Annotated in this window: 24 protein-coding genes, 1 tRNA gene and 1 pseudogene; 14 read left to right on the top strand and 12 right to left on the bottom strand. The window is 67.0% G+C overall.

Annotation, left to right across the window (positions count from 1 at the left end; genetic code table 11):
* Window positions 1-29 precede the first annotated feature (29 nt).
* Together AB0F17_RS47330 and AB0F17_RS47325 are read right to left on the bottom strand one after the other, a co-directional pair.
* On the bottom strand, window positions 30-821 hold the full coding sequence (locus AB0F17_RS47330; protein WP_358037422.1) for a MauE/DoxX family redox-associated membrane protein: 792 nt from the start codon (window positions 819-821) through the stop codon (window positions 30-32).
* A gap of 5 nt (window positions 822-826) precedes the next feature.
* Window positions 827-1,768, bottom strand: coding sequence for a hypothetical protein (locus tag AB0F17_RS47325; RefSeq protein ID WP_358037419.1), 942 nt, complete (start codon window positions 1,766-1,768; stop codon window positions 827-829).
* A 217-nt stretch (window positions 1,769-1,985) separates the two neighbouring features.
* Between AB0F17_RS47325 and AB0F17_RS47320 the strand changes: the two genes are divergently transcribed.
* Window positions 1,986-2,492, top strand: coding sequence for a SigE family RNA polymerase sigma factor (locus AB0F17_RS47320; protein ID WP_358037416.1), 507 nt, complete (start codon window positions 1,986-1,988; stop codon window positions 2,490-2,492).
* Here the strand turns inward: AB0F17_RS47320 and AB0F17_RS47315 are convergent.
* Window positions 2,449-2,943, bottom strand: a complete 495-nt coding sequence (locus tag AB0F17_RS47315) for a MarR family transcriptional regulator (RefSeq protein ID WP_358037413.1) — start codon at window positions 2,941-2,943, stop codon at window positions 2,449-2,451. The two genes, AB0F17_RS47320 and AB0F17_RS47315, sit on opposite strands and share 44 nt — an antisense overlap.
* Before the next feature lie 103 nt (window positions 2,944-3,046).
* On the opposite strand from AB0F17_RS47315, the gene AB0F17_RS47310 reads away from it, so the two are divergent.
* Window positions 3,047-3,610 carry a YceI family protein gene (locus AB0F17_RS47310; protein WP_358037410.1) on the top strand — a complete coding sequence of 188 codons (564 nt, stop codon included), beginning with the start codon at window positions 3,047-3,049 and terminating at the stop codon, window positions 3,608-3,610.
* A gap of 227 nt (window positions 3,611-3,837) precedes the next feature.
* A tRNA-Ser gene (locus tag AB0F17_RS47305) sits at window positions 3,838-3,926 on the top strand.
* A 426-nt stretch (window positions 3,927-4,352) separates the two neighbouring features.
* Here AB0F17_RS47305 and AB0F17_RS47300 read toward each other — a convergent pair.
* Window positions 4,353-4,862, bottom strand: a complete 510-nt coding sequence (locus AB0F17_RS47300) for a hypothetical protein (RefSeq protein ID WP_358037407.1) — start codon at window positions 4,860-4,862, stop codon at window positions 4,353-4,355.
* A 302-nt stretch (window positions 4,863-5,164) separates the two neighbouring features.
* Between AB0F17_RS47300 and AB0F17_RS47295 the strand changes: the two genes are divergently transcribed.
* Both AB0F17_RS47295 and AB0F17_RS47290 read left to right on the top strand, forming a co-directional pair.
* Entirely contained in the window at window positions 5,165-5,716 is a 552-nt protein-coding gene (locus AB0F17_RS47295; protein WP_358037404.1) for an RNA polymerase sigma factor, read from the top strand.
* A complete protein-coding gene (locus AB0F17_RS47290) occupies window positions 5,713-6,582 on the top strand; it encodes a hypothetical protein (protein WP_358037401.1) in 870 nt (289 codons plus the stop codon). Before AB0F17_RS47295 ends, AB0F17_RS47290 begins: the two co-directional genes overlap by 4 nt.
* Window positions 6,583-6,929: 347 nt before the next feature.
* Here the strand turns inward: AB0F17_RS47290 and AB0F17_RS47285 are convergent.
* Window positions 6,930-7,319: pseudogene (locus AB0F17_RS47285) on the bottom strand (tyrosine-type recombinase/integrase); the annotation flags it as partial.
* 208 nt (window positions 7,320-7,527) lie between these two features.
* Between AB0F17_RS47285 and AB0F17_RS47280 the strand changes: the two are divergent.
* Window positions 7,528-8,769: a family 16 glycosylhydrolase gene (locus AB0F17_RS47280; protein WP_358037398.1), complete on the top strand. Its 1,242-nt coding sequence runs from the start codon at window positions 7,528-7,530 to the stop codon at window positions 8,767-8,769.
* A gap of 74 nt (window positions 8,770-8,843) precedes the next feature.
* Here AB0F17_RS47280 and AB0F17_RS47275 read toward each other — a convergent pair whose 3' ends face one another.
* The gene (locus tag AB0F17_RS47275; RefSeq protein WP_358037395.1) at window positions 8,844-8,984 is read right to left on the bottom strand and encodes a hypothetical protein; all 141 of its coding nucleotides are present in this window, start codon (window positions 8,982-8,984) and stop codon (window positions 8,844-8,846) included.
* Window positions 8,985-9,405: 421 nt separating this feature from the next.
* Here AB0F17_RS47275 and AB0F17_RS47270 point away from each other — a divergent pair, with 421 nt between their 5' ends.
* The 3 genes from AB0F17_RS47270 (at window position 9,406) to AB0F17_RS47260 (ending at window position 11,603) form a co-directional block, all read left to right on the top strand.
* The gene (locus AB0F17_RS47270) at window positions 9,406-9,792 is read left to right on the top strand and encodes a hypothetical protein (RefSeq protein WP_358037393.1); all 387 of its coding nucleotides are present in this window, start codon (window positions 9,406-9,408) and stop codon (window positions 9,790-9,792) included.
* A gap of 385 nt (window positions 9,793-10,177) precedes the next feature.
* On the top strand, window positions 10,178-10,693 hold the full coding sequence (locus tag AB0F17_RS47265) for a hypothetical protein (RefSeq protein ID WP_358037389.1): 516 nt from the start codon (window positions 10,178-10,180) through the stop codon (window positions 10,691-10,693).
* 322 nt (window positions 10,694-11,015) lie between these two features.
* Entirely contained in the window at window positions 11,016-11,603 is a 588-nt protein-coding gene (locus tag AB0F17_RS47260) for a hypothetical protein (RefSeq protein WP_358037386.1), read from the top strand.
* Window positions 11,604-11,659: 56 nt separating this feature from the next.
* On the opposite strand, the gene AB0F17_RS47255 is transcribed toward AB0F17_RS47260, so the two are convergent.
* The 4 genes from AB0F17_RS47255 to AB0F17_RS47240 form a co-directional block, all read right to left on the bottom strand.
* On the bottom strand, window positions 11,660-12,157 hold the full coding sequence (locus AB0F17_RS47255) for a S26 family signal peptidase (RefSeq protein ID WP_358037384.1): 498 nt from the start codon (window positions 12,155-12,157) through the stop codon (window positions 11,660-11,662).
* Window positions 12,154-13,983, bottom strand: a complete 1,830-nt coding sequence (locus tag AB0F17_RS47250; protein ID WP_358037381.1) for an ABC transporter ATP-binding protein — start codon at window positions 13,981-13,983, stop codon at window positions 12,154-12,156. The genes AB0F17_RS47255 and AB0F17_RS47250 overlap by 4 nt, the downstream gene beginning before the upstream one ends.
* On the bottom strand, window positions 13,980-14,492 hold the full coding sequence (locus AB0F17_RS47245; protein ID WP_358037378.1) for a hypothetical protein: 513 nt from the start codon (window positions 14,490-14,492) through the stop codon (window positions 13,980-13,982). Before AB0F17_RS47245 ends, AB0F17_RS47250 begins: the two co-directional genes overlap by 4 nt.
* A 283-nt stretch (window positions 14,493-14,775) precedes the next feature.
* Window positions 14,776-14,934: a hypothetical protein gene (locus AB0F17_RS47240; RefSeq protein WP_358037376.1), complete on the bottom strand. Its 159-nt coding sequence runs from the start codon at window positions 14,932-14,934 to the stop codon at window positions 14,776-14,778.
* Window positions 14,935-15,569: 635 nt separating this feature from the next.
* Between AB0F17_RS47240 and AB0F17_RS47235 the strand changes: the two genes are divergently transcribed.
* The 5 genes from AB0F17_RS47235 to AB0F17_RS47215 all read left to right on the top strand — a co-directional run bounded on the left by AB0F17_RS47235 (window position 15,570) and on the right by AB0F17_RS47215 (window position 20,604).
* Window positions 15,570-16,643: a hypothetical protein gene (locus tag AB0F17_RS47235; RefSeq protein WP_358037373.1), complete on the top strand. Its 1,074-nt coding sequence runs from the start codon at window positions 15,570-15,572 to the stop codon at window positions 16,641-16,643.
* 173 nt (window positions 16,644-16,816) lie between these two features.
* Window positions 16,817-19,201 (top strand): nitrate- and nitrite sensing domain-containing protein, encoded by a 2,385-nt coding sequence (locus AB0F17_RS47230; protein ID WP_358037370.1) that lies wholly within the window; start codon window positions 16,817-16,819, stop codon window positions 19,199-19,201.
* Window positions 19,198-19,629, top strand: a complete 432-nt coding sequence (locus AB0F17_RS47225) for a roadblock/LC7 domain-containing protein (protein ID WP_358037367.1) — start codon at window positions 19,198-19,200, stop codon at window positions 19,627-19,629. Before AB0F17_RS47230 ends, AB0F17_RS47225 begins: the two co-directional genes overlap by 4 nt.
* On the top strand, window positions 19,626-20,024 hold the full coding sequence (locus AB0F17_RS47220) for a DUF742 domain-containing protein (RefSeq protein WP_358037364.1): 399 nt from the start codon (window positions 19,626-19,628) through the stop codon (window positions 20,022-20,024). Before AB0F17_RS47225 ends, AB0F17_RS47220 begins: the two co-directional genes overlap by 4 nt.
* Window positions 20,005-20,604: an ATP/GTP-binding protein gene (locus AB0F17_RS47215; RefSeq protein ID WP_358037362.1), complete on the top strand. Its 600-nt coding sequence runs from the start codon at window positions 20,005-20,007 to the stop codon at window positions 20,602-20,604. Before AB0F17_RS47220 ends, AB0F17_RS47215 begins: the two co-directional genes overlap by 20 nt.
* Window positions 20,605-20,612: 8 nt before the next feature.
* Here the strand turns inward: AB0F17_RS47215 and AB0F17_RS47210 are convergent, their stop codons facing one another.
* Window positions 20,613-21,635, bottom strand: a complete 1,023-nt coding sequence (locus AB0F17_RS47210) for a hypothetical protein (RefSeq protein WP_358037359.1) — start codon at window positions 21,633-21,635, stop codon at window positions 20,613-20,615.
* Complete coding sequence (locus AB0F17_RS47205; protein WP_358037356.1) at window positions 21,632-23,275, bottom strand: hypothetical protein; 1,644 nt, start codon at window positions 23,273-23,275, stop codon at window positions 21,632-21,634. Before AB0F17_RS47205 ends, AB0F17_RS47210 begins: the two co-directional genes overlap by 4 nt.
* Between the last annotated feature and the right edge of the window lie 122 nt (window positions 23,276-23,397).

The following is a 23,397-nucleotide window of genomic DNA, read 5'->3' as shown; positions in this document are numbered from 1 at the left end:
TTTCGAGGGTTCTATAGCGCTGTCTAGCGTCAGGCCGATACGGGCGTATAGATCGGCATAGCGCCGCTGTCCTCCGCGTTGACCACGGCCACCCGTACGGCCGGGCGCCGCCCGCTGAGATAGACCGCGAACACGACGTCGGCCCCATCCCGCCGCTCGAAGGCGAAGAAGCGCCAGCACAGCTCGCGCCAACTGTCGTACGGCTCCGCCCCGGTGAGTTGCTCCTGATGCTGGCGCCAGGGGCCGCTCGACCGGAGCCTGGCCAGCGTGACCTCCACGGCCGGGCCCGGGCGCTGCTCACACGGCGCCCGATAACGCAGCCGATCCGCCATCTCCTCAAGCTCGGGCGACAGTACGAGGAGCACGACCATCCCGACGGCCACGAACCACGACGGCTGCGCGAAGACGAGCCAGCCGGGCTCCTCGGCCCATAGCGACAGCACGGCCATCCCGGTGAGCACCATGGTCCTGGCGACCGAGCGCAGCCCGACGGGTGCCCCGCTCACCTCGCCGAAGCATCCGCATCCCACGTCGGGCCGCCGCCTGCGTACCTCCAGCAGCACGTACGTACACATGGCGAAGAACGCGACCGCCATCCACCTGAAGATCGGGGCTGTACTCACCAACAGGCCCGTCGCGATCACCAGCTCACCGATGGCACAGACGATCAGCGTCGGAACCTCGACGCGAGCGGGCACCAGCGCCGCGGGCCCCAGCCGGGCCAGCGAGCCCATCTCCCCGCCCGAGCGCACGGTGAACACCTTCGCCACCGCCCCTAAGACGAGCAGCACGATCAGAGCAGGCAGCTGCGATGCCAGCACTATCGTCACCCCAATCCGATCTGCGCGTTGAAGCACCCTTTAGCCAGGTCGCCGCCCAGCTCCACGTACGAGAAAGGCGACAGCTCGACGATCCGCCCGCGGGGAGAGGTATCGCACTCGACGCATCGGTCGCAGAAGCGCCCAGCCACGCAACCACACGCCACGATCGGCACGTTAGCGGATCGATCGGTACAGGCGTTCCGCACCTGCAGCATCGACCCGATGGCCAGGTACGGCAGGCCCACGCACGACACCTCGGCGTCCGGGCAGCCCACGTCGGAGCGCTCCACCATGGGATAGGCGGCCCCCCGATCCTCCTCGTCGAAGACGTCGGACCAGGTCGCGGTCCCGGAGATGCGTGACTGCAGGCCCGCGTAGGCGGGCGGCGGAGCGGGCACGGCCCGCGCCGGATAGGCGGGCTGCGAGGTCGCGGGCAGCAGGGCCAGACTCGCCCCGCCCTTTCTGATACCGATCGCGTCGAACAGGAACCCCGGCTCGAACCGCGCATGGCGTACCAGGATGCGGCCGGTCGCGCGGTACGGGACGACGATCGTCCGGCGGCCCCGGTGCGGCCCGCAGTCGAGCTGGACCGTCACGTCCTTGCGTCCCTCGACGGACAGGATGGTCCCGGTCAGCCGCGTGATGCCGGCCCAGAGCCGCTCGACCACCCGGCCGTCGCGCAGCGTGCGCATGATGACCGTCGAGCCCACGGGCAGATCGCCCGGCACCGTTTCGCCGCCGTGCCAGGCGGTGGCCCATGGCGCGATGACGAGCCGCTCTTCGTCGCCCTCGGGGGTCTCGATGATGACCAGGTGCGGGCTGATGTCGCGGATGTCCCCCATGACCGCGCGCAGCGGATCGCCTTGCTCGGGACCTGGGGCGCCGACTTCCCGGCCCAGTGCCGCAGCCGCGAGCATCCGGCGGCGTTCCACGCTCGGATACCCCATCAGTCCCTCCCTAGTCGCACTAATAGGGTCACACGACTACAAGGGCTGCTTCGCCGCACCCGTGCATAGAGAGCAAAATACGCACCCCTCAGGACAGGAGTTGACCCCCGGCGACGTACAAACCGCCACCGACCTTGACCTACCTTTATCGTCGGCGGGCCGAATCCTGAATTCCGGTTACGCCCGATCTCGGCCTTTGGCTGCGATTCTGGCCACGATGCAGACCTTCAGGTGGGAAGAGGAGTTCCGCGAGTACGTCGTTGCGCGCGGGCCCGCCCTGCTGCGCACCGCCCACCAGCTCACCGGGCATCCGCTGGACGCGGAGGATCTGCTGCAGAACGCGCTGACCAAGACGTACCTCGCATGGGACCGCATCCAGGACAGAGCCGCGCTCGACGGATATGTACGGCGGGCGATGGTCAACATCAACATCTCGCAGTGGCGGCGGCGTCGACTGGAGGAGTACCCGTCAGAGGACCTTCCGGAGGTCGCCCTCGAGCCCGAAGCCTGCGGTGACCTGCACGAACTCCTGGAGCTTGCATTGCGGCGACTGCCCGACCGGATGCGGGCCGCGATCGTGCTGCGCTTCTACGAGGACATGACGGAGCCGGAGATCGCCAGAACGCTGGGCATCACCCTGGGCACGGTCAAGAGCACGATGTCGCGCGCCATGGCCAAGCTCAGGGCTGAGCTGGGCATTCCTCCTCAACAGCCCCCACCGTAGCGCAGGGCCGTACGACATCCCGGATCCTGCGGAGGGTGGCCAGGAAGACTTCCAGCTCCTCCGCGCCGAGCAGACCGGTCAGGCACGTGTCGATGTCGTCGAGGTGGCGGGGCAGCACCGTTTCGAGCTTCTCCCGACCGGCGTCGGTGAGCGTGGCGTAGGACGCTCGCCGATCGGTGGTGCAGGCCACCCTGGCGACCAGGCTGTCGCGTTCGAGCCGGTCGACGACTCTGGTCACGCCGCTCGTGGACAGTCCCGTCTGCGCGGCCAGATCGCTCATCCGCAAGCTCTGCCGGGGAGAGCGCCCCAACCGCAGCAGCGTCTCAAAATCGATGTCGGACAGCCCAGCAGCACCGAACACTGGCTGCAGCCGGGCCGTAAGACCTGCGTGAACCTCCTGGAGCAGGCCCATGGCCGTCAACCGGGGGTCGTCAATGTTGACCACGTTCATACTGTAACGGACGATAGTTGACGCGAGGAATATTCCTCGTGTAGACATTTGTTGCCGCAAACATCCGCACAGCAAGCACCTAACCCCTTCTGAGGAGAACCCCATGACCACCCGCACCTGGGAAGGCCTGACCGTCCCCGCCGCCGGCACCTACAACCTGGACGCCGCCCACACCAGCATCGGTTTTGTCGTCAAGCACATGATGGTCAGCAAGGTGCGCGGCAGCTTCGGCGACTTCACCGGCTCCGTGTCGGTCGCCGAGAACCCGCTCGAGTCGTCCGCCGAGCTCACGATCAAGACCGAGAGCCTCACCACCGGCGTCGCCGACCGTGACGGCCACCTGCGCAGCGACGACTTCCTGTCGGCCGAGAAGTTCCCGGAGCTCACCTTCAAGAGCACCCGCGTGGTGAGCCACTCGGGCGACGAGTTCACCGTCGTCGGCGACCTGACCATCCGCGACATCACCAAGCCGGTCGAGCTCACGGTCGAGTACGGCGGCGCCGGCACGAACCCGTGGGGCCAGGCGGTATGGGGCTTCTCCATCACCGCCGAGATCGACCGCGAGGAGTTCGGGCTGACCTGGAACCAGGCCCTGGAGACGGGCGGCGTCCTGGTGGGCAAGAAGATCAAGATCGAGATCGAGGGCGAGGCCAACCCGGCCGCGTAACCCCTTTGACCTTGAGCTCCGCGCGCCGGACCCGCTCGACGGGTCCTTGCGCCGGACCTCCACGCTGAGCCCGTCCCTGCACGTCTTGGGGCGGGCTTGCTGTCTGACGCGTTGTCCACAGGGAGTTATTCACAGGCGGTGGATAACCTTTGGACAGACCGGGATGGGGAACGACTTTGCTGCCTTGGCAGAAGGCCGGTACGCTGTCCTGAGCCGCGTGGCTACCAGGAGGATTCGCCTAGTCAGGTCTATGGCGCCGCACTGCTAATGCGGTTTGGTGGCAACACCATCCGGGGTTCAAATCCCCGATCCTCCGCAGGTGAAAGCCCTCTTCCGAATTTTCGGAAGAGGGCTTTTCGATCTCCTAGAGGGCGTTGCCGGACCATTGCCGGACCGTTCCCCTGGCGATCATGCATTCTGGAGAATCCCGTGGATCACCTCGTCCACCCACGGAGCCGCTGGCGAGCAATCCGGTCGAGGGTCCACCCACACCCCCGTCTTGATCTCGAAGTCGGTCCGCGCGCCCAGTAACGCGCGTCCTCTCGCAAGTCGAACGTTCGACTGTGCCGCGACCCGTCGGGCAGCCGTACGGTCGCCTGCCACCGAGCACGCCGTCACTTTCGTGGCCGCTTCCGGATCGACACCATCACGCCCCCCTTCCCGCTACATGCCCGCAGAAAGCAGCAGCGCGCCGACGTAATCGTCGGCGCTGCTTGGGGAAGCGATGTCAGGGACGTCGCGGCTAGATGTCGTCGTCGCCGTCGCTCACATGATCACCGGTGTAGCACGCGGTGCAGTTGGCCTTGGACGCGGCAATGGCATCGCGCGGCCACAGGGCATCTTCCACGAGGTAGCCCTCGCGCCGGAGTAGGTCAGCGGTTTCGGCGGGGCTATAGAAGCGCCGCAGATCCGATGCCAGGACCTCCGGGTTGTCGTTTGGGGTGTGGTGGACGAACCGCCCGTACCGCGCGCAGTGGTGGTGGTACTCGACGCTGTAGAGGAAGAACGTATCCCACGCCTTGTCGACCTCCGGTGACGGTGACAGGGCCCGGGACGTGTCCTGCGCGGCCACTGTGACGAAGATGATCGCCTGTCCGAGCGCGCGGCCTGCCGTGTCCTTCGGGATGTTGTGCTCCCGTGCTATGCGGGTTGCGATGCGGTCGAAGAGGGCGCCCGCAGCGGCGGCATCCCCCGGGTAGCGGGGGTCTTCGAGCAGAGCGATGCCGGTCTTCATCCCCACAAGAGCGCTCATGTGTGTCGTCCCTTTCTTGGGAGCGAGAGCTGGTACCCGAATGGTCAGAGGGGGAGCCTTCGGCCAAGCGCAGGGATGGCTCGCGGTAAGGGTATGGCGTCACTCCGTTGCGGCGCTCCGAGATTGCGCAGCTCTGGAAGATCTTGCTGGGAGGACGCGAGCCGCTTCTTCGGTGAGCTCACCACCTGGACCCTGACGGCTTCGTGGTGGTGACCGATGCCGGATACCGCGACACGCCTGAAACGCTCTCCCAGGTCCGGACATTTCCACTGATGACACCAACTGTCGGAAGGAACAGCTACGTGGGACCGCCAGAAGCCAGGCAGCGTTTCGAAGAGATCTACCTGGCGCACTATCAAGCCGTTTCCAGCTACGTGACCCGCCGCGCCTCCTCACCGGACGAGATCGCGGATTTGATCGCCGAAACATTCCTGACCGCCTGGCGAAGGCTCGCCGACCTGCCCGCAGGTGACGAGGCCAGGCTGTGGTTGTACGGCGTGGCCAGACGCGTCCTTGCCAACCACCATCGCGCGGAGTCCCGGCGGAACGCACTGGCCGTACGCCTTCGGGAGAATCTGATTCTCTGGGCGGAATCCGTTATCGACCAGCCGCACGACGAGGCCCGCGAGGCATTCTCGCGGCTGTCGGGCGACGACAGGGAACTGCTGTCACTGGTCGGCTGGGAGGGGCTCAGCAACGCCGAGATCGCGAAGGTGCTGGGATGCTCCCGCGGCGCCGTACGCATCCGCCTGCACCGCGCCCGCAAGAGGCTGGCCGCAGAGCTGGCCGCCGCCGAACTTGATCTCACCAAGTACGGCACCCGCGCCGTCACCCTTGCCAAGGAGTGCACATGACGAACGATCTTCACCACATTGTCTCGGCAATCGCTCCCGACCCGGGCCCAGGTCTGGTGCCGGGTGCGCGGGACCTGATGAATGCGATCATGGACACCGAGCCCACGCCCACCCTCGCACCCGCCCGCCGCCGCCGCAGGTTGAGCTGGCGGATCGCGCTGCCTGCCGCCGCAGTGATCGTTGCCACGGTGACCGTCCTGGGCTGGACGACGGGGCTGCCCGGCTTCGGCCCGCGACCGGTGGCCGCGCTGGACATCAAGCAGGAGGACGGTTACTACGTCGTCCAGGTGAAGGACATCTACGCCGATCCGGAGAACTACGAGGCGCAGCTCAGGGCGGTCGGCCTGGACCTCTCGCTCCGGGTCATCCCGGCCACTCCCGGGCTCGTCGGCCACGTCCTGGCCACCAACGGCAAAAAGGTGGATGACCGGATCAAGACAATTGATCAGTCTGGACCGTGCGACAAGATGGGCGGCTGCCCGATCGGACTCAAGGTTCCCGTGGGCTACGCCGGATCGGCGTACATCACGCTGGGGCGCGAAGCCAAGCCGGGCGAGAGCTTCCAGTCGACCACCTCCATCTCCGCTCTCGGTGAGCCTCTGCACTGTGTCCCCCACCTCAACAAGACCGTGGCCGAGGTGCGAGCGCTGCTCAAGGAGCGCGGCATCGCCATCGAGGGGTTCACGGTGGCCGATCCCCGGCGCGCGTTGGACTTCAAGCAGGCCTCCTCAGTCCCCGACTCCTGGTACGTCCAGGGTGGCTCCCTCACCATGCCCGGCAAGGCCACGATCGGCGTCTTCTCCTCACCGATGCCCGCCGACCTGGTGGAGAACGTGAGAAAGGCCGACGGCTGCCCCGGCATGTGATGGCGCTCCCGCGTGATCCAAGAAACAGCTCCACGGGACCCGAGTCGCATTTCTAGTTGCAATCCGGCTTCGTTCGCACCCGTTCCGGAGAGACCGACCCCATCCGTTGGTCCAGGTTGAACCAATCGGGGCAACAAGATCAGGGCTGCTAATGCGGTTTGATGGCAACACCATCCGGGGTTCAAATCCCCGATCCTCCGCACGTCGAAGGCCCTTCCAAGATTCTGTCGAAGGGCCTTCTTCGATCTCTGTGGGGCTCGGGGTTGCAGTTGGCTCTCAGCCAGGGCCCCGGAGCGCCTTGCCCATGCGGTCGCTGGCGTCGCTCTCTGCATCGTTGCTACGTGGGTGTAGCGCTCTGTGGTCGTGACTCGGGTGTGGCCGAGGATCTCCTGAACCACCCGGATATTTACGCCTTGCTCGACCAGCATGGTCGCTGCGGTGTGCCGGGCGTTGTGGACTCTGGCGTCTCGTACGCCTGCCTGCTTGAGGATGGACTTCCACTGCTTCCAGTCCTCTGTGCGCTCGATCGGGCCGCCGGCAGGTCGGGGAAAGTGGAGCGCGGCTCGGGCCAAGTGAACAGCGGCGCGATCCGCTCGGACAACCCGGCCGGCGTCAAAGCCGAGGGCAAGACAACCGACCCCTGGGCCGCCCCGGAGTGGTGCTCCCCCTGCCGGTGGCAGACGACCCCACGCCGTGGATGCCCGCAAGCCCAGTCCTGGCCCCGCCGCGGCAGTCACTCACCAGCCGACCGCTGTCGCGGCAGGTGTGGCCGAACACGGGAGGCTCCTCATGCGACGGCAGTCGGCCGAGACCCGACGCCTTGCACCGCAGTAATCGCGGCCTTATATGGCATCTAATTCTAGAGAGCGCTCTCTTGACACCGTAGCTGATATTGCTGGAAGGTTTCGGTAAAGTCACATCCGTGAATCCGGTGAGGTAACTCGTATGGACCGCACCCCCCGTTCCAGAACGTTGCTCGCCATCGGTGCCGCTCTCGCCACCGTCATCGGGATGCTCGTCCCGATGACCGGCACCGCCAACGCCGCCCCCGCTCCCGGCCCGCTGGTCTGGTCCGATGAGTTCAACGGATCCGCCGGCAGCGCCGTCGACCAGTCGAAGTGGCGCTTCGACATCGGCGGCAGCGGCTGGGGCAACAACGAGCAGCAGTACTACACCAACAGCACCCGGAACGCCGCCATGGACGGCGCCGGCAACCTGGCGATCACCGCCCGCCGGGAGAACCCGTCCAACTACCAGTGCCACTACGGCACCTGCCAGTACACCTCCGCCCGCCTGCTCACCTCCGCCACCTTCACCCGGGCCTATGGGCGGTTCGAGGCGCGCATGAAACTGCCCCGTGGCCAGGGCATCTGGCCCGCCTTCTGGATGCTCGGCAACGACATCGGGTCAGTCGGCTGGCCCAACAGCGGCGAGGTCGACATCATGGAGAACATCGGCCGCGAACCCAGCACCGTTCACGGCACCATCCACGGCCCCGGTTACTCCGGCTCCGCAGGCATCGGCGCCCCATACTCGATCGCCGGCGCGTTCGCCGACGCGTTCCACACCTTCGCCGTCGACTGGTCCCCGAACCTGATCATCTGGTACGTCGACGGCGTCGAATACCAGCGCCGGACGCCGGCCAGCCTCAGCGGCAACCGCTGGGTCTTCGACCACCCATTCTTCATGATCATGAACGTGGCGGTCGGCGGGTACTGGCCCGGCTACCCTGACAGCTCCACTACCTTCCCGCAGACCCTGACCGTCGACTACGTCCGCGTTTATGCCCCGCCCACCAGCGGCTCCGGTGGCCAGATCACCGGCATCGGCGGCAAGTGCGTCGACGTGGCAAGTGCCGACACCGCCAACGGCACAGCCATCCAGCTCTACGACTGCAACTCCACCGCCGCCCAGAGCTGGACGTGGAACAGCGACGGCTCGGTGCGCGCGCTCGGCAAGTGCATGGACGTCAGCGGCGGCTCCACGGCCAACGGCGCACAGGTGCAGCTCTACGACTGCAATGGCAGCGGTGCTCAAGGATGGACCTACAACTCCGGCACCGGCCAGATAGTCAACCCCCAGGCCAACAAGTGCCTCGACGCGACCGGCGCCAGCTCGGCCAACGGCACCCGGCTGCAGATCTGGGACTGCTCCGGCGGCGCCAACCAGCGGTGGACACGCGCCTGACACGCGCATCCTGCCAACATCACCTTCCTGTCGAGGGTCGCCGCCTCCGCAAAGGCGGCTACCACACCGAGGCCCTAGCTCAGGTCTAGAGCGATGTCGAGACGGCGGCCGGCGCGGTGCGAGCAGCGCCGGCCGCCGGCCAGGGCGGCGGAGTAGACGGCAGCGGGTCCCAGAACGAGCAGCAGTGGGAGCGCGGCGACGGTGAATATCGCCACCCTTGTTTTGGTGGAATGTCGCGGATAACAAGAACGCGCTCTCTCGGGAGGATGCCGCTTCCACCGAGGACCTCGAGACGGCCCGCTATCCATCGCACCTCGGATGATCTCGCCAAGGGCGATACTTCCGAACTCGATCTTCCCGGGGGCCGAGTACTACATTCAGAGATCTTGAGATTCGCGGTGCAGTAGGGCCATCGTCAGTCCGCTGGTGACCTATGTGACCGATGGGATCGGGAGCGCGATCGCACAGGCGAAGGCTGGTGCGGTCACGATGCTCCAGGATGCCTGATCGGAAAGATCGTCGTCTGGACTCCGCCCTCGGTGATCGTCGAGCATCAGCAGGGCAGCTTCCCGGGCATCGACCTGTCCACCCTTGATCCGCGACAATCGCTTTGTGCATCTCTTATTGAGGTCGGCCTTGGCAGGGTCCGCAGTGGCGGCGGCACTGCTGCTCCTCCTCCATTGGCCGACTTCCGACTCCGATTCCGAGCTCAAGTTGGCAATGGCGTTCGCGCTGGCGCCCTTCCCGCTCAGCATGGTGGCCGCGCTACTGACCCGCCTGCCCCACTGGCCGGCCGTTGGGCTCGTGTCACCCCTTGCCATGCTGGCGATCTTCTGGCTTCAGCCGAGCTACGACTCCTGGGTGGCCAACGAGAACCTCGCGTTCTACACCCTGATAGCGGTCCCCGTGGTGGCCGGCTTCATGGTCACGGCCCTGCTCTGCGGGCTGCTTTTCGGGAAGACCGCACGCCCGACAAGCGGAGACGCAGGACCGCGCAGGGGCGTCGACCTGATTCGAAGATGATCGCGACAAGCATTGCGTTGTCAGTAGCTGATGCTGACCAGCTCTTCCCGTCGCCGTCGCCCAGGACGAGCCGGCCAGACCGAGAACCGCTCCCCTGACGGGCCGGACAGGAAGAGCCGGCGGGAGCGGTGCGTGCGTCCGCACGGTGAGGCGACCGGTGATCCCCGTGCCAGACGCCACGGCAGGAGGAACCACGGGCACCCACGGGCGATCATCGAGAAAGGCCCGCTCCGCGTTTCCGCTGATGAAGGGCCTGTTCTGGCCATGGACGGTGCGCTCACCTGGACCGAGTCGTCACTTCGCGGGAACGTCGGTCACATGCACTAACGTGTCCGTCTGCCGAGAAGTTGACCATGCTGGCAAGGACCAGGGCAGGAGCACTTGCGTGGGTGTCTTCTATGAGTACTACCGCGCCGCGGACCGTGCCGCGGCGGCTGTCCAGCCGGAGCATTCCCGTGTGATCTCCGACGCAACTCGTGGGGTTCCGGAGTTCGATGTGGTGGAGACCAAATGGATCGACCCTGAAGTGATCCTGGGGCAGCTCGTAGCGTTTGCCGGCGAAGTGGATTTTTCTGTGGGCCTGGTCGAGACCGTGGATTTGTACCCGCCTCCAGAGGGCGCCCCGCGAAATGCCGAGGAGTGGGATGCCCTGCCGGAGGACTCTCCTTACATGGAAGGGCCAGGCATCGTGGAACTGCCGGTGGACGTACGCGACGTGCTCGCCGACGTCGACCACGCATGCCTGCCGACTCTGGCAGAGCAATGGGCAGCCATCGAGGAGTTCTCGAACTTCACCAACGATGACGACGGGTACACGCTGTCCCTCATCACGGACCTCGTCGGCCTGGCACGTCGAGCGAGAGAAAACGGCCAGCTGCTCTACTGCTGGATGTCCTTGTGACCGTGGACCCACCTGGTGGCCTGCGGTCTCGGAAACCACCCGGGTTCCTCGTGAGTGCGATTGACAGGGCTTCAGATCACGTGCCGAAGCTCACGTACGACGGGAAAGAGCTTCGGGCCGCAGATGGAGATGCGGTTAGGCCGGTTGACGTTGATCTCGTCGCCGAGGGGGATGTTTCGAGTTCCATCGCTAGATCGAAGGCGCGGGCCAGGTTCTCCGGCCGATTGGCAGCGGTGACGTACCACGGCTCCTACTTGAGCGGGGCGCCAGGGGCGATCGTCCCGAGAAATGCCCCTTCGGGAGAAGCTGCCACAATCAGACCGTGGATTTCCAGGGCTCCGCGCTTCTCAAGGCTGCCCGGCTCTGTCTCGCCGACACCCGTAGCGAGAAGGCCGCTGTCCGCGTCTTGGAGTACCTGGAAGGCGACGACTGGGAAGCAGCGCTCCTTCTTCTCGAAGATTTAGGCGACGTGTATCCGCAGCCACCCGAATTCTGGAGTTTGCTGGCCGACGCTGCTCGCCTGATGTGGCTCAAGAGGGACGCGGACTGGTATGCGTGGCGGAGTAGTGAAGCCCGTAGCGGTGCCCTCCGGGCTGAACTTTGTCTGATGCGTACCGAGGACGGCGGACGGAAGGGACCCGTGCTTCCCCGCGGAGTGCTGCGGCCACTGTGGGACATCGGCCGCCTCACGTCTGAGGGTGAACCGTTGCTCAGCATCGCCTTACTCTGGGCCGAGGGCTACGGCCGTTTGGAGCCGGGCGCATGCGCACCGGTGAGGCTACTTCCCCTGAGACCCGAGCACTGGCAGCATCTCAAGCCGGGCGACGTGATCACTATGCACGAGGTGCGGCCACCCGCCGGAACAGCGCGCATCATCGAAGTCATGCCACCCGTGGTGGCTGCTCCCTAGTGGCAGTTTTGCGGCAATCCAGCGCCGTCCCAAGTAGACCAGCCGAACGCATTGGGTCAACGCGATGGCAGGCGGCGCGTCATGACGCCGATGAACTGGTCGCCCCGCACGAAGCCGAATTCCCGGGAATCCCAGCTGGTGTCCGGGTTGTCGCCCAGCACGACCAGGGCGCGAGGAGGCACGACGGTCTCGGGTACGTCGCGGAGCACAGGGAATGCCTGTCTCGGCACAGGTTCGCCGGCCACCGCGACCGCCCGCTTGACGAGCAAGTGCCAGCCAGGATCCCATCTCTCCGGCACCTTGTCCTCGTCGCCGGGTTCGATACCCGGCGGCAAGCCGTCCAGCGGTGGAGGATTCGGGATCCTGACGACCACGATCTGGCCGGCGCGGACTCGCCTTGTCCTGCGGACGAGCAGTCTGTCCCCGGAACGCAGGGTGGGTTCCATGCTGGGCCCGCTGACAGTGGCGACCAGGTACCGCCGGCGGATCCACCACAGCGACATTCCCAATGTCAGCAAGCCGGCTGCCGGCAGGAGCAGATTGCCTGCCGTCATCGCACCTCCTGATATCCCGAGGCCTGGAGCCGGAACAGACGGGCATAGTGTCCGTCCGCGGCGAGCAGCGCCTCATGCGGTCCCTGTTCGGCGATCCGCCCGTCGTAGAGCACGGCGATGAGGTCGGCATCCCGTACGGCGCTGAGCCGGTGGGAGATCAGCAGGCTCGTACGACCCGCCCGATACTCCCGGATGCCGGTGTGGACCTCGTGCTCGGCCTCCGGGTCCAGGCCGGAGCTGGGCTCGTCGAGGATCATCAGGTCTCTGCCGTCGCGGACGAGGGCCCTGGCCAGCGCGAGGCGTTGCCACTGTCCGCCGGACAGCACCACTCCCGTCTCCGGATCGCCCTTGTCGGCCTCGGAGAAGAAGATGCGGGTGAGCAGCGTGTCGTAGCCTCGCGGCAGCCCCGAGAGCGTCTCGTGCACGCCCGCGCGGACGCCCGCCTCCTTGATCCGGGCCAGGTCGTCCAGGGCGGGCAGGTCGCCGAGTCCGATGTTCTCGGTGGCGGACAGATCGTAATTCATGTGGTCCTGGAACACGGCACTGATCCGCTCGCGAAGATCGACGGGCGGGATGTCCCGCAGATCCACACCGTCCCACAGGATCTGGCCGCGCGTCGGGTCGTACATCCTGCACAGCAACCTGATGAGGGTGCTCTTGCCCGCGCCGTTCAATCCCACGAGGGCGACCGTACAGCCGTGCTGAATCGTCAGATCGACCCCGCGTAGCACCCATGGATGGTCGTCGCTGTAGCGGAACCAAACGTCCCGCAGTTCGATGCCCTGGCGCAGCGCGGGGGCCGTGCCCTCGTCCACGCTCGCCAGGTCGGGCTCGGTCCTGATCACCGCGACGTAGTGCGAGAAGGCGAGGAGCCGCTCGTGGACGGACGCCATCGAGGAGACGAGCATGTTGAGTGCGACCTGCACCCCGCCGACGGCCGCTACGAACATGGCGACGTCGCCGATACTGAGGGACCCCCCGCGGGCGGCCATGATCGCCCACCACAGACCGACGCCCGCGACCGCCGCGCTCAGCGTGGTCAGGCCACCCTGAGCGACCAGTTCGCGGCGGTCCATCCGGCTTTCGGCGGTGTCGGCCCTGCCTCGCTCGGCCATCATCCGTGCGCGAAGGAACGCGCCGATGCCGAACAACCGGATCTCCGTGGCGGCCTGGACTCCGGTGAGCAGCCGACTGTAGAAGAACTCGCGGCGGTGGATCTGCTCGATGTCCCACTGCATGGTGGCCCGTCTCCGCGTCAGCAGCAGTTCAGCGACGAGTGCTGGGACGGCGGCCAGCAGTACCAGGGCGGTCATGGCAGGGCTGAGGATCAGAAGGGAGCCCACGAAGCCGATGAGGGACAGGACTCCGTTCAGGCTCCCGCAGATTCCGCTGACGAGGTCACCGGTGCTCCCGGCGCCCTCCTGCGCGAGGCGCAGCCGGTCGAGGAACACCGGATCCTCGAAACGCCGGAGGCCGACCTGCCGCTCGGCCGCCGCGAACAGCCGGTCGATCGCGGCGGCTCGGGCGAGGCGCCCGGTCTGGGCGCGCAGATAGCGGCCGATCCCCGGGAGCGCGGCGGCGGCCAGACCAGCCGCGGCCAGCCCGAGCGCGAGGCCCGCGACCGCGCCGTCGGGGGTCGCCAGCCGGTCGATGACCGACTTGGTCAGCCATACGGTGGCGATCGGGGCCACCGCCTCGGCGAGTGTCAGAAAGACGTAGCCGCTGACCCCTCCTGGCGCCGACCGCCAGGTCAGCGATATGGCCTCCGCGGCGGCTGAGGCCAAGTCCCGGATCCCGGCCTGTCGGCTCGTCCCCGGGTCGCTCATGCCGTCGATGCGACGGAAAGGTCCTCCAGGCGTCCGCCCGTGGCGACGACGCGGTGATCGGAGCCGAGCAGGTAGAGCGCCGGGGTCCAGGTGTTCTGGAACGCGCCTGCCACCGGGCCGTCGAAGTCCTCCACGATCACACGGGCCACCGGCGCGAGCGCTTCGACCGCCTCCGCGTCGTCCCCGGCGACCACCGCCAGCACGTTCTCCCGTCCGAGGGTGCGGGCACGCTCGGTGAAGCTGGGAAGCAGCTTGTGGCAGGGTTCGCATCCGGCGGAGAAGAACCCGACCAGGCCGGCGACCGTATCGTGGGACACCGGCTCGCCGGCGACGGTCACGGCGGCGAACTCGCCGACGGGCGAGCCAGGCTGCAACGCGATGGGCGGGCCGGCATGCTGGACGCCTCCCCCGCTCGTCTGCCTCAACCGGCGGATCAGGCTCAGGGTGAGCAGCAGATTCAACACGCAAAGCAGACCGATGAGCACGACGGCTGCGGTCAGGTAAGGCATCAGACGTTCCTCGCGAAGAGATCGACGATGTCGTCGAAAGAGGCGATCAGTATCGCCCCGATGAGCCCCGCCGCATCCGCCAGAGCCGCGCCGCCAAGTGCGGGCAGGCCACCAGGCAGCAGTACGCCGAGTGCGGCTGCGATGATCAGCGGGCTGTTACGGATCAGGTGACGGGCCCCAAGGGGGCGGCGGACGTATCGAAGCAGCGGCAGAGCGCGTTCTGTCCCCGTCTCCGTGCGGGCGGCGGCCGGCCGCCACCCGCGGAGCGCCTACTTCAGCCGCATCAGCAGGTGCCGACCTTGACCACCTGGCAACCCTCGTCCAGACAGCACTGACGGAGGTACTTGATGCCACCCGAGCAGTAGTAGTAGTTGCTGCAGCCTGCCTCGACGGTCACCTTGTGGGCGACGCGCGTCAGCAAACGGTCGACGAGACCGAGCATGATGTCTCCTCTCTGGCCTTGCGGGGCGTGATGATGATGATCACGATGATCCGGTCTTCCGAATTACGGCGCAACGGTCAAGATTAATTTCTCGAACAATGGTCGAGAGGTACAGGTTTTCGTAATTTCGGACAACAGATATCGCATCCCAAATAGGACCGAAAGTCCTGCTGAACGCCTCCGCGCTTGGATCCCGCCGCGACCGGCCGCCGTCACGGCGGCGCCCGAGTTCCTGCCGGGCGAGTGGCGGGTGATCGTGCAACCCGCGTCGGATGACGTGGTCGAGGTCCGCTACCAACCCGTGTTCCCCGTGATGCTCAGGTCGTACGAGGGCATCGGACCGTTCCCGCGCGACCTGGAGGCCGCCGAGGCGGGACCACCGCGCGGGGACGCGAGTTGGCCTCGCCGCCGATCTCAGGAGCGAACCCAGGGGACATTTATCCATAAATCATAATAATTACTCGCATCCATATCCGGTGAACAACTAAAAGCCAGGCATATCTGCGTTGACGGAGTTACCGATACATCTCGCCAGCCACAGTTGAACCCCTTTCTCATGATTCTCCTCGCTTCCCTTCCCGGGAATTCCGAAGATGGAGCGGAACGAAATCCGCCCACAAGAGGAGGCCGAGAGATTGACTGTCACATGGGATGTCGTCTTCGCTCAGCTCATCCGCATAGAACGCCAGGGCTACTGGGGCAACTGGTCGCTGAACCCGGCGATCGTTCCCGGTGCCGTCGGTGTTCTGGACCCGGGCACCGGGGCGTTCACGCCGGTCGGGGTGGCCATCCCCGGTCTGACGACCACATCGCGGCCGATCTCACAACGATGGTCGGTCATGTCCGAGCACGTGTCCCGCAAGGAGATCGACCTCGGCGCCGCCGGAACGGTCATCGACCCGGACACGGGGACCAAGGTGAATGCGGAGGTCACGGTTTCCTGGAGTCTGGAGCGGTCCGGATCGATGTTCTCGGAGTTCGCGGTGACCTCGGAGGAGTTTCTGGACCTGAGCCTGCTCAGCAGCCGGCTGGAATGGTTGGCGGCGACCGCCGAAACGCACAGCATGTGCGCCGACGACCGGATCAGTCAGGGCTTCGGCGTTGTCACGAGTGTGGTCTGGGCGAAGAGCGGCGTGAACATCGCGGCACAGTCGGAGAACACGACGTTCTCCCTGAGCGGCTCTGCAGGCGCGGTCCACGACATGCTCGGGCAGGGGTCAGGACAGGGATCGTTCGCGACCGCCTCTGCCGACAAGAGCGTCTCTCGCCACCTCTGGCCGGAGACGCCCGAATCCCTGGCCCCATGTCCCGCGCCCATCGCCTACACCTTCGCCTCGTTCGACGGCAGGACGGTGATCGAGAAGTGGACGAGCGTCCTCGGCTCCTTTGAACTGCTGCTGAACAGCGTCCCCGGCTGCACCTACGTCGTGCACACGACCCTTACCTACGACACGGACGCGGGCCGGTCCGTGACCAGAACAGCCCTGATTCCCGCCGGGCTCAGTGCGACCATCGGGGCAGTCCCCCTCGACGCCACCAACCTGGTTCTCGATCTCGCCTTCAAGGGCGTGTTCTCCGACGAGCACCACCGCTTCGAATGGAACACACCGCTGGGTCAGTGGGCCGGCGGCGTACGCCAGATCGACCTCAGCGGCGTCTGGCCGGGCAGCACCTCGGCGCTCGACGTCCAGTCGGGCACGGCGCGCTGAACTCCAGACCCGACGGGGCCGACGAAGCGGGGCTTTCGGCCTCAACTGCCGTATCGCTACCATCGGGCACTAATCATCTACTTTGACGATTTTTGTCATGGGCGCATCGACCGGTGAGGAGTGTCCGGCACGTGGCTGGATTGGGCAGGGCCGGGCGGCGAAGAACACGGACCGTGGGCGACGAGAACGGGTTACCGGGGTCGACCAGCGGCCGGCCGCGTCGACCGGCCGGTGGCCGCCGACTGCCCCTGCGTACGGTGCTGATCATCGTGGTGTTCGTACCGAGCATCACTTTCGCCCCGCTGTTGGCTTCGGGCATGAACCAACTGTTCACTCAGTGGCAGTCCGAGAAGGCCCAGATGGATCTGGCCACCACCACCGTCGGCAGACCCGCGGCCAACCTGTTCTTCTCCCTTGACCAGGAGCGGCGACTCACCGCGGAGGCACAGGCCAACCCCCGTAACGCCTCCCGTGACAAGCTCGACAAGCAGCGCGCGGTGACCGACAAGGCCGTGAGCGTCTTCCGTCCGCTGGCGACTCTGGACGCCCCCAACGCGCAGGAGGGGCTCACCGAGGCCGTCATCCGGACCGTACGCGGCCTCGGCCTCCTCGACCAGCAGCGCCGGTCGGTGGACGGCGGTTCGGCCAGCGAGCAGAAGGCGTTCGACTACTACAGCGGCGTCATCGAGTCCGACCTCAGCGTATTGACCGCCCTCAGCCACACCGAGCACGGCGAGGTGGGCATCAAGGCGCAGACACTGGTCGACCTCTTCTGGGTCATCGACATGCTCGGCCGCGAAGACGCCGTTCTGGCCCGCGGCTGGAACACGGGGCACCTGTCGAAGGACGAGTGGGACCTGGTCGCCGACGCCATCGGCACCAAGGAGCACCTTCTGCGCTCCCGGGTGGCCCCCAGCCTCCTGCCGAACGAGAGCCAGTACGGAACGCTGACGGCCAGCAAGGCGTGGCTGGCCCTGACCGCCCTGGAGGAGCGGCTGGTCACCTCCGGGACCGGCGGCGAGACCGGCCAGGTGTCACTCCGCGAGGTCAGCGGCGCGTGGCGCTCCTCGGTGGACACGATCTCCCCGCAACTGCTGCAAGTCCTCAGCCTCCGGCTCGACAACGTCAGCAAGATCGGCTACGCCCACGCCAAGACGCTCTTCGTGGTCTTCATGAGCGTCAGCAGCGTGGGCCTGCTCGCCCTGATCCTGGTCATTGTCACCAGTTGGCGCCTGACCGCCGTCCTTCGCCGGCGCATCCTCCACCTGCGCGAGGAGGCCCAGGAACTCCAGGAGCGGCTGCCCGACGTGGTCGCCCGGTTGGGGCGCGGCGAGGACGTCGACGTGGACGCGGAGGTCCACATGGTCGAGCCCACTCCCGACGAGCTCGGCGAGCTCGGGCAGGCCCTCAATCTGGCCAGCCGCAGCGCCGTGCTCACCGCCGTACGGCAGGCCGAACAGCACCGTGGCTTCCAGCGCATGCTCCAGCGCATCGCCCGCCGTACCCAGATCCTCATCGGTCTTCAGCTGAAGAAGCTTGACGAAATGGAGCGCAAGCACGAGGACCCCGAGGTGCTGGAGGGCCTGTTCGACCTGGACCACCTCACCGCCCGGCTGCGCCGCTACGAGGAGAACCTGGTGATCCTCGGCGGCGGCCAGCCGCAGCGCCGCTGGCGCAAGCCGGTACGGCTGCTCGACGTACTGCGCGCCGCGCAAGGCGAGGTCCAGGACTACCGACGGATCTTGATCGAGGTCGGGGGCGAGCCCTGGATAGCCGAGCGCGCGGTGGGGCCGCTGGTCCACGTCCTGGCGGAGCTGATGGAGAACGCCACCGCCTTCTCCAAGCCGCCGACCCCCGTCGAGGTGCGGGCCGCATCGGTCAGCCGGGGCATCGCCGTGGAGATCGAAGACCGCGGCCTGGGCATGGAACCCGAGCAGTACGTGGCCGCCAACGCCCTGATGCAGTCGCCGCCGCAGCTCGATGTGATGACCCACGCCGACGATGTGCGGCTCGGCCTGTACGTGGTCGCACGGCTCGCCGCAAGCCTGGGGCTCCAGGTGACGCTGCGGACGTCGGCCTTCGGCGGCACCCGTGTCATCGTGCTGCTGCCGACGTCGCTGGTGGTGGAGCGCCCCCGGGCGGTACCCAAGCCGGCCGCGGTCCCCGAGGAGGCCCCCACCGGGCCGCAGCCGCACCCGCAGGAAGATGCCCCACCTCAGGAGCAGTCACAGTTGCCGACTCGCTCCAGGGGACGCGCGATGGCACATGTGACAGCACCCGCCACCGAATCACCGGATCAGGGGGACGCACCCCTGGGCCCGCTGCCTCAGCGGGTGCGCCAGGCGAGCCTGGTCACCGAGCTCAGAGTCCCGGCGGACCGGGACGAACAGACCGATCAGGAGAACTGGGCCGTACGTGACCAACCCAGCCGATCCAGTGCCACAATCGGTGCGTTCCAGAGGCAGTCCCGCAGGAGCCGGACCGGTGACGACACCTTCCAGCCCCGGCAGGACGGATCCGCCGAACCCGGTTCCCCAAGGACGGAAGATCAAGGATGACGCAGCGAACCACCGCCACCGACACAGACCTGGACTGGCTCCTGGACGGCCTGGTCGATCAGGTCGCGGGCACCCGGCACGCCATCGTGCTGTCCGACGACGGCCTGGTGATCAGCCGGTCCCAGACCATCGAACGCGCGGACGCCGAACGCCTCGCCGCGATCGCCACGGGCCAGCAGAGCCTGGCTCGCGGCGTCGGGCAACTCTTCAGCGGCGGACCGGTTCACCAGGTCATCATCGAGATGGCCGACCTGTGGCTGTTCATCACGTCCGCGGGCCGTGGCACCCATCTGGCCGTGGTCGCGTCCCAGGAGGTCGACGCCGAACTGATGGCCGTCGCGATGCACACCCTGGTCCAGCAGGTCGGCCAGAAGCTGGGAACCGACGCGCGTAACCCGCGGGCCGACGACGCGGGGAGACACGGATGAAACACTGGACGGAGGGCTTCGACGACGCCGGCGCCGACGAGTCCCTTGTCCGTCCCTATACGATCACCGGCGGACGCACCGCCTCCGAACGGGACGACCTCACGCTGATCACCCTGCTGACGGCGATCCCCGAGGTCTCTTCGGAGACCGGACACGACCGCCGGCGAATGCAGCCGGAGCACCGCACCATCCTCGCTCTGTGCGACCGGCCGCTGGCGGTGGCCGAAGTCGCCTCCGCGCTGAACCTCCCGGTGTCGGTGACCAAGATCCTCATCGGCGATCTGATCGAGGCCCGTCAACTGCGGGCCCGGCCACCCCTGGCCTTCGCCCAGGCGGGCGGCCTTCCCGGTATGGCGATCCTTGAGGCGGTGCGGGATGGGCTACGCAATCTCTGACCACGGGGACGGTGCTCCCCTGGCGGTGAAGATCCTTATCGCCGGTGGTTTCGGCGTCGGTAAGACGACTCTGGTCGGCGCGGTGAGCGAAGTCACTCCTCTACGTACCGAGGAGTACCTGACCCACGCCAGCGTCGGTGTGGACGATCTGGAAGGGCTGAGCGGCAAGTCCACCACGACCGTCGCACTGGACTTCGGCCGCATCACCCTCAACAGCCAGCTCGTGCTCTATCTGTTCGGCACCCCCGGGCAGGAACGCTTCTGGTTCATGTGGAACGACCTGGTCAACGGAGCGATGGGAGCGATCGTCCTGGTCGACACCCGCCGGCTGGACGTGAGCTTCGCGTCGATCGACTTCTTCGAGAGCCGCGGTATCCCCTTCGTCATCGGCGTGAACTGCTTCCACGGCGTCAAGGACCGGACGCAGGAGGAGATCCGCAAGGCACTCGACCTCGATCCGCAGGTGCCGCTGGTGCTCTGTGACGCCCGCGACCGGGCGGCGGGCCGCGATGTCCTGCTGGCGCTCGTCGACCATCTGATGGCCGTTCAGTCCCGCGTCGCGCCCCACCCCGTGGCCTGACCGAGCCGTCAAGGGGTCCAGGTCGTGGACAGCAGGGTGGGCACGACACCTTGCTTGGCCGTCACGACGACGAGGACCGGCGCGTTCATGGGCGCCGGGAGCTCGAGCTCGGTGATATTGCCACTCGTCGACTGGATCGGCGCCAGGTCGCCGTCCTGAATGCTCAGGACCTGCTGTACGGTCGGCGCGCCTGCTCTGAAGGTCCAGCCGTTGCCCCCGGGCCGGGCCTTCCGGATCAGCGCGCGAACTCGCCTGCCCGAGGTGGCCTCCGCCCTGCTGCCGAGGCGAACCGTCAGGGTGCCTCCCGAGCCGAAGACGCCCGGAGGTGTGGGGTTGACGATGAGCAGGCCGGAGCGGAGAGAGCGGCTCTCACGGTCACGGCGGCCGGTCAAGCCGCCGCAGCTGATCAGAGAGGAGTCCTCGCTGCCCGCGCCGTTCCACGTCTGGCGGGCGGCGGCCATGACCTGGCCCTCCGCCGGGCTCACGGCGAAGGCCACGCTGTCGATGCGCAGCCCGACCACGCCGTCTTCCATGACGGATCCCGCCACGGCTTCGCGGAGTGCGCCGGACACGCCGCGGCCCTCCATGATGTCCAGCGCCTCGATGCAGATCAGACCATCGTCGGGCACCTCCTCGGGCAGCAGGTCGAAGACGACCACACTCCTCTTGATGCGGCTGCCGGCCTTCAGCAGCACGCATTGGCGCAACCGCCCCTGAGAGCGGATCTGGATGAGCCGCGGCAGTGCCTTACCGGCCTCCGCCGATTCCGGCTCTTCCTCGTGCCAACCGCGCACCGAACCGGCGTCCACGGCCAGTGTGACCGTGACCCGGAGACGGCGGCCCGCGGCGGCCACCTTGAAGCCGGCCAGTCCCGAGCGCTCGAACCGGCCCACGATCTGGATGCCGCGATGCACCTGGTCGGCCACCTGCAGCGCGGCCTCCTGGCCGCTGGCGATCTCGATCGGCACCTCGCAGGGAACGACGAGCCTGTCGAAGTCGGTGGCGGTGCCGGCGATCGGCGATGTGCTCATGACGCGCTCCTCGAAGCGGCCAGGGCCGCGGCGAACCCGCTGGCATCCTGGAAGTCGAACCGGCTCAGCAGCGGGTCGCGCCGCTCCCACATCCTGCGTACCGAGCAGTAGAGCGGGTCTCCGTCGCGCTCCACGTGCCGCAGGCCGGCGACGAGCGTAGTCAGGTACTCGTTGCCCGCCCCGACCTCCCAGTGCGGCACCAGCGGCGAGGGCACGTCGGCCCCGCTGCGGTAGAGCCAGAGCCACAGTCGGGCCCGCTCCCGCTGCTCGGGCCCCAGGACGGACTCGCCCTTCGCGTGCTTGGCGACGGCCTCGCCGAGCAGCCGCCAATAGTCGTCCCGCGTCTGGGCGACGTGCGACAGCCCGCATCCGCTCCACTCGGACCAACCGGCCTGGATGACGGGGATGCCGAAAGCGGGCAACTCGCTGGAGACGCTTCCGCGGACTGTCACCCCGACCTCGGTCATGCTCCACAGCACGTTCTTCGACAGTGCAAGGCTCGGCATGAAGGCCATATGCGCGCGCGCTGAATGACGGGCCGCGACCGCGGCGAAATGGCCGGTCGTGTCATACCGGAACTGGCTTGGATGATCCAGGAAGAGCCAGGTCACAGAGTCGTTCGCGGCGGCGAAGTCCGCGGTCTCCTCGAACCACTGCGCCAGATCATCGAACAGCTCCCTGTTGGTGCCGAGAGCGTCGGAGACGGCATGGTGGAAGACGGTGAACACAGGCAGGTCCGGGTCGATCCCGAAACGCTCGCACGCGTGCCGGCGGATCTGGCGCCGCTCCGTTTCGGTATGCACTTCGAAATCGCTGATATTTCCGGCCCGCCACCAGCTCGGCCTGCCCAGGTTGACCTTCGCCCGCCACGCCAGGAGCTCCGCGCTCGGCTTGAGGAGATCCCGGTACGGCCAGACGAACTCCTCGAAATACTCGGCGAGCCCGCAGGTCAGCTCCTCCCGGAAAGTGGCGAACCCCCTGCGCCGCTCCGGGAAGAGCGCGTAAGCCTTCAGGGTCCCGGTGCTCTGTACATGCACGACCGGGATCTCCCGGCGTATGGCCGTATCGACCGCCAGCCCCCACTGGTCGTAGTCGACATGGCTGGTGACCAGCGCGTCCGGCGACAGCTCGGCGAACAGCCGGTCGTAGACGGCGGAGAAGGCCCTGGTACGGCTGCGCCGCGATCCATGCCAAGGCTCTTCGGCGCTCGGCAGTCGCGGCACCCGGCCGAGCCGGATCAGCGTGGCCTTCTCCACGGCGTCGATGGTCTCGGAGTCACTCGCCTCGGGCGGGCTGTCACCTCGGTCGGCCAGGTGGCGATTCACGAGGTCATGCACGTCGAACACCTTGGCGGCACCGAACGCCTCGGCCAGCCGCCGAATCCGCTCGATGTCGAACTCCTCCCAAAGCACCTCGTTCCACTCCCGGTCCGTGCCGGTGAGCACGACCAGCCGGGCCGACCTCAGCTCACAGATGGCGTTCGCCACCAGGAGGTTGCGGACGATGACCCTGATGTCCTCATGCATCGCCTCTGCCACGACCACTGGCGCGCTGTCGTCCCGAGGAGGGCGATGTTCCCCATATGACCGGGCAGCGATGAGCAGCCGCCCGAACTGCTCGTCATCCCCGACAAGGTTCATATTCTCTCCGCCCACACTCGCCGCCCGATCAGTAAGGCCGCGTCGACCCTGTCAGACCTGAAAACGAGGCGTCGCGGCCTTTGCCGCAACATCGCGTGAGCCTTGCCGCGAAATGGTGCCGC

Source organism: Nonomuraea sp. NPDC026600 (assembly GCF_040638335.1).
In the GTDB taxonomy this organism is placed as follows: domain Bacteria; phylum Actinomycetota; class Actinomycetes; order Streptosporangiales; family Streptosporangiaceae; genus Nonomuraea.
The sequence above is the reverse complement of the archived record's forward strand: the minus strand, read 5'-3'. Positions and strand labels throughout refer to the sequence as shown.

Excerpts from the sequence above, each read along its gene's own strand:
- AB0F17_RS47215 (WP_358037362.1), top strand. The coding sequence starts at position 20,005 with ATGGGCTACGCAATCTCTGACCACGGGGACGGTGCTCCCCTGGCGGTG.
- AB0F17_RS47315 (WP_358037413.1), bottom strand. The coding sequence starts at position 2,943 with ATGAACGTGGTCAACATTGACGACCCCCGGTTGACGGCCATGGGCCTG.
- AB0F17_RS47300 (WP_358037407.1), bottom strand. The coding sequence starts at position 4,862 with ATGAGCGCTCTTGTGGGGATGAAGACCGGCATCGCTCTGCTCGAAGAC.
- AB0F17_RS47210 (WP_358037359.1), bottom strand. The coding sequence starts at position 21,635 with ATGAGCACATCGCCGATCGCCGGCACCGCCACCGACTTCGACAGGCTC.
- AB0F17_RS47245 (WP_358037378.1), bottom strand. The coding sequence starts at position 14,492 with ATGCCTTACCTGACCGCAGCCGTCGTGCTCATCGGTCTGCTTTGCGTG.
- AB0F17_RS47290 (WP_358037401.1), top strand. The coding sequence starts at position 5,713 with ATGACGAACGATCTTCACCACATTGTCTCGGCAATCGCTCCCGACCCG.
- AB0F17_RS47325 (WP_358037419.1), bottom strand. The coding sequence starts at position 1,768 with ATGGGGTATCCGAGCGTGGAACGCCGCCGGATGCTCGCGGCTGCGGCA.
- AB0F17_RS47280 (WP_358037398.1), top strand. The coding sequence starts at position 7,528 with ATGGACCGCACCCCCCGTTCCAGAACGTTGCTCGCCATCGGTGCCGCT.
- AB0F17_RS47220 (WP_358037364.1), top strand. The coding sequence starts at position 19,626 with ATGAAACACTGGACGGAGGGCTTCGACGACGCCGGCGCCGACGAGTCC.
- AB0F17_RS47240 (WP_358037376.1), bottom strand. The coding sequence starts at position 14,934 with ATGCTCGGTCTCGTCGACCGTTTGCTGACGCGCGTCGCCCACAAGGTG.
- AB0F17_RS47310 (WP_358037410.1), top strand. The coding sequence starts at position 3,047 with ATGACCACCCGCACCTGGGAAGGCCTGACCGTCCCCGCCGCCGGCACC.
- AB0F17_RS47255 (WP_358037384.1), bottom strand. The coding sequence starts at position 12,157 with ATGACGGCAGGCAATCTGCTCCTGCCGGCAGCCGGCTTGCTGACATTG.
- AB0F17_RS47320 (WP_358037416.1), top strand. The coding sequence starts at position 1,986 with ATGCAGACCTTCAGGTGGGAAGAGGAGTTCCGCGAGTACGTCGTTGCG.
- AB0F17_RS47250 (WP_358037381.1), bottom strand. The coding sequence starts at position 13,983 with ATGAGCGACCCGGGGACGAGCCGACAGGCCGGGATCCGGGACTTGGCC.
- AB0F17_RS47205 (WP_358037356.1), bottom strand. The coding sequence starts at position 23,275 with ATGAACCTTGTCGGGGATGACGAGCAGTTCGGGCGGCTGCTCATCGCT.
- AB0F17_RS47225 (WP_358037367.1), top strand. The coding sequence starts at position 19,198 with ATGACGCAGCGAACCACCGCCACCGACACAGACCTGGACTGGCTCCTG.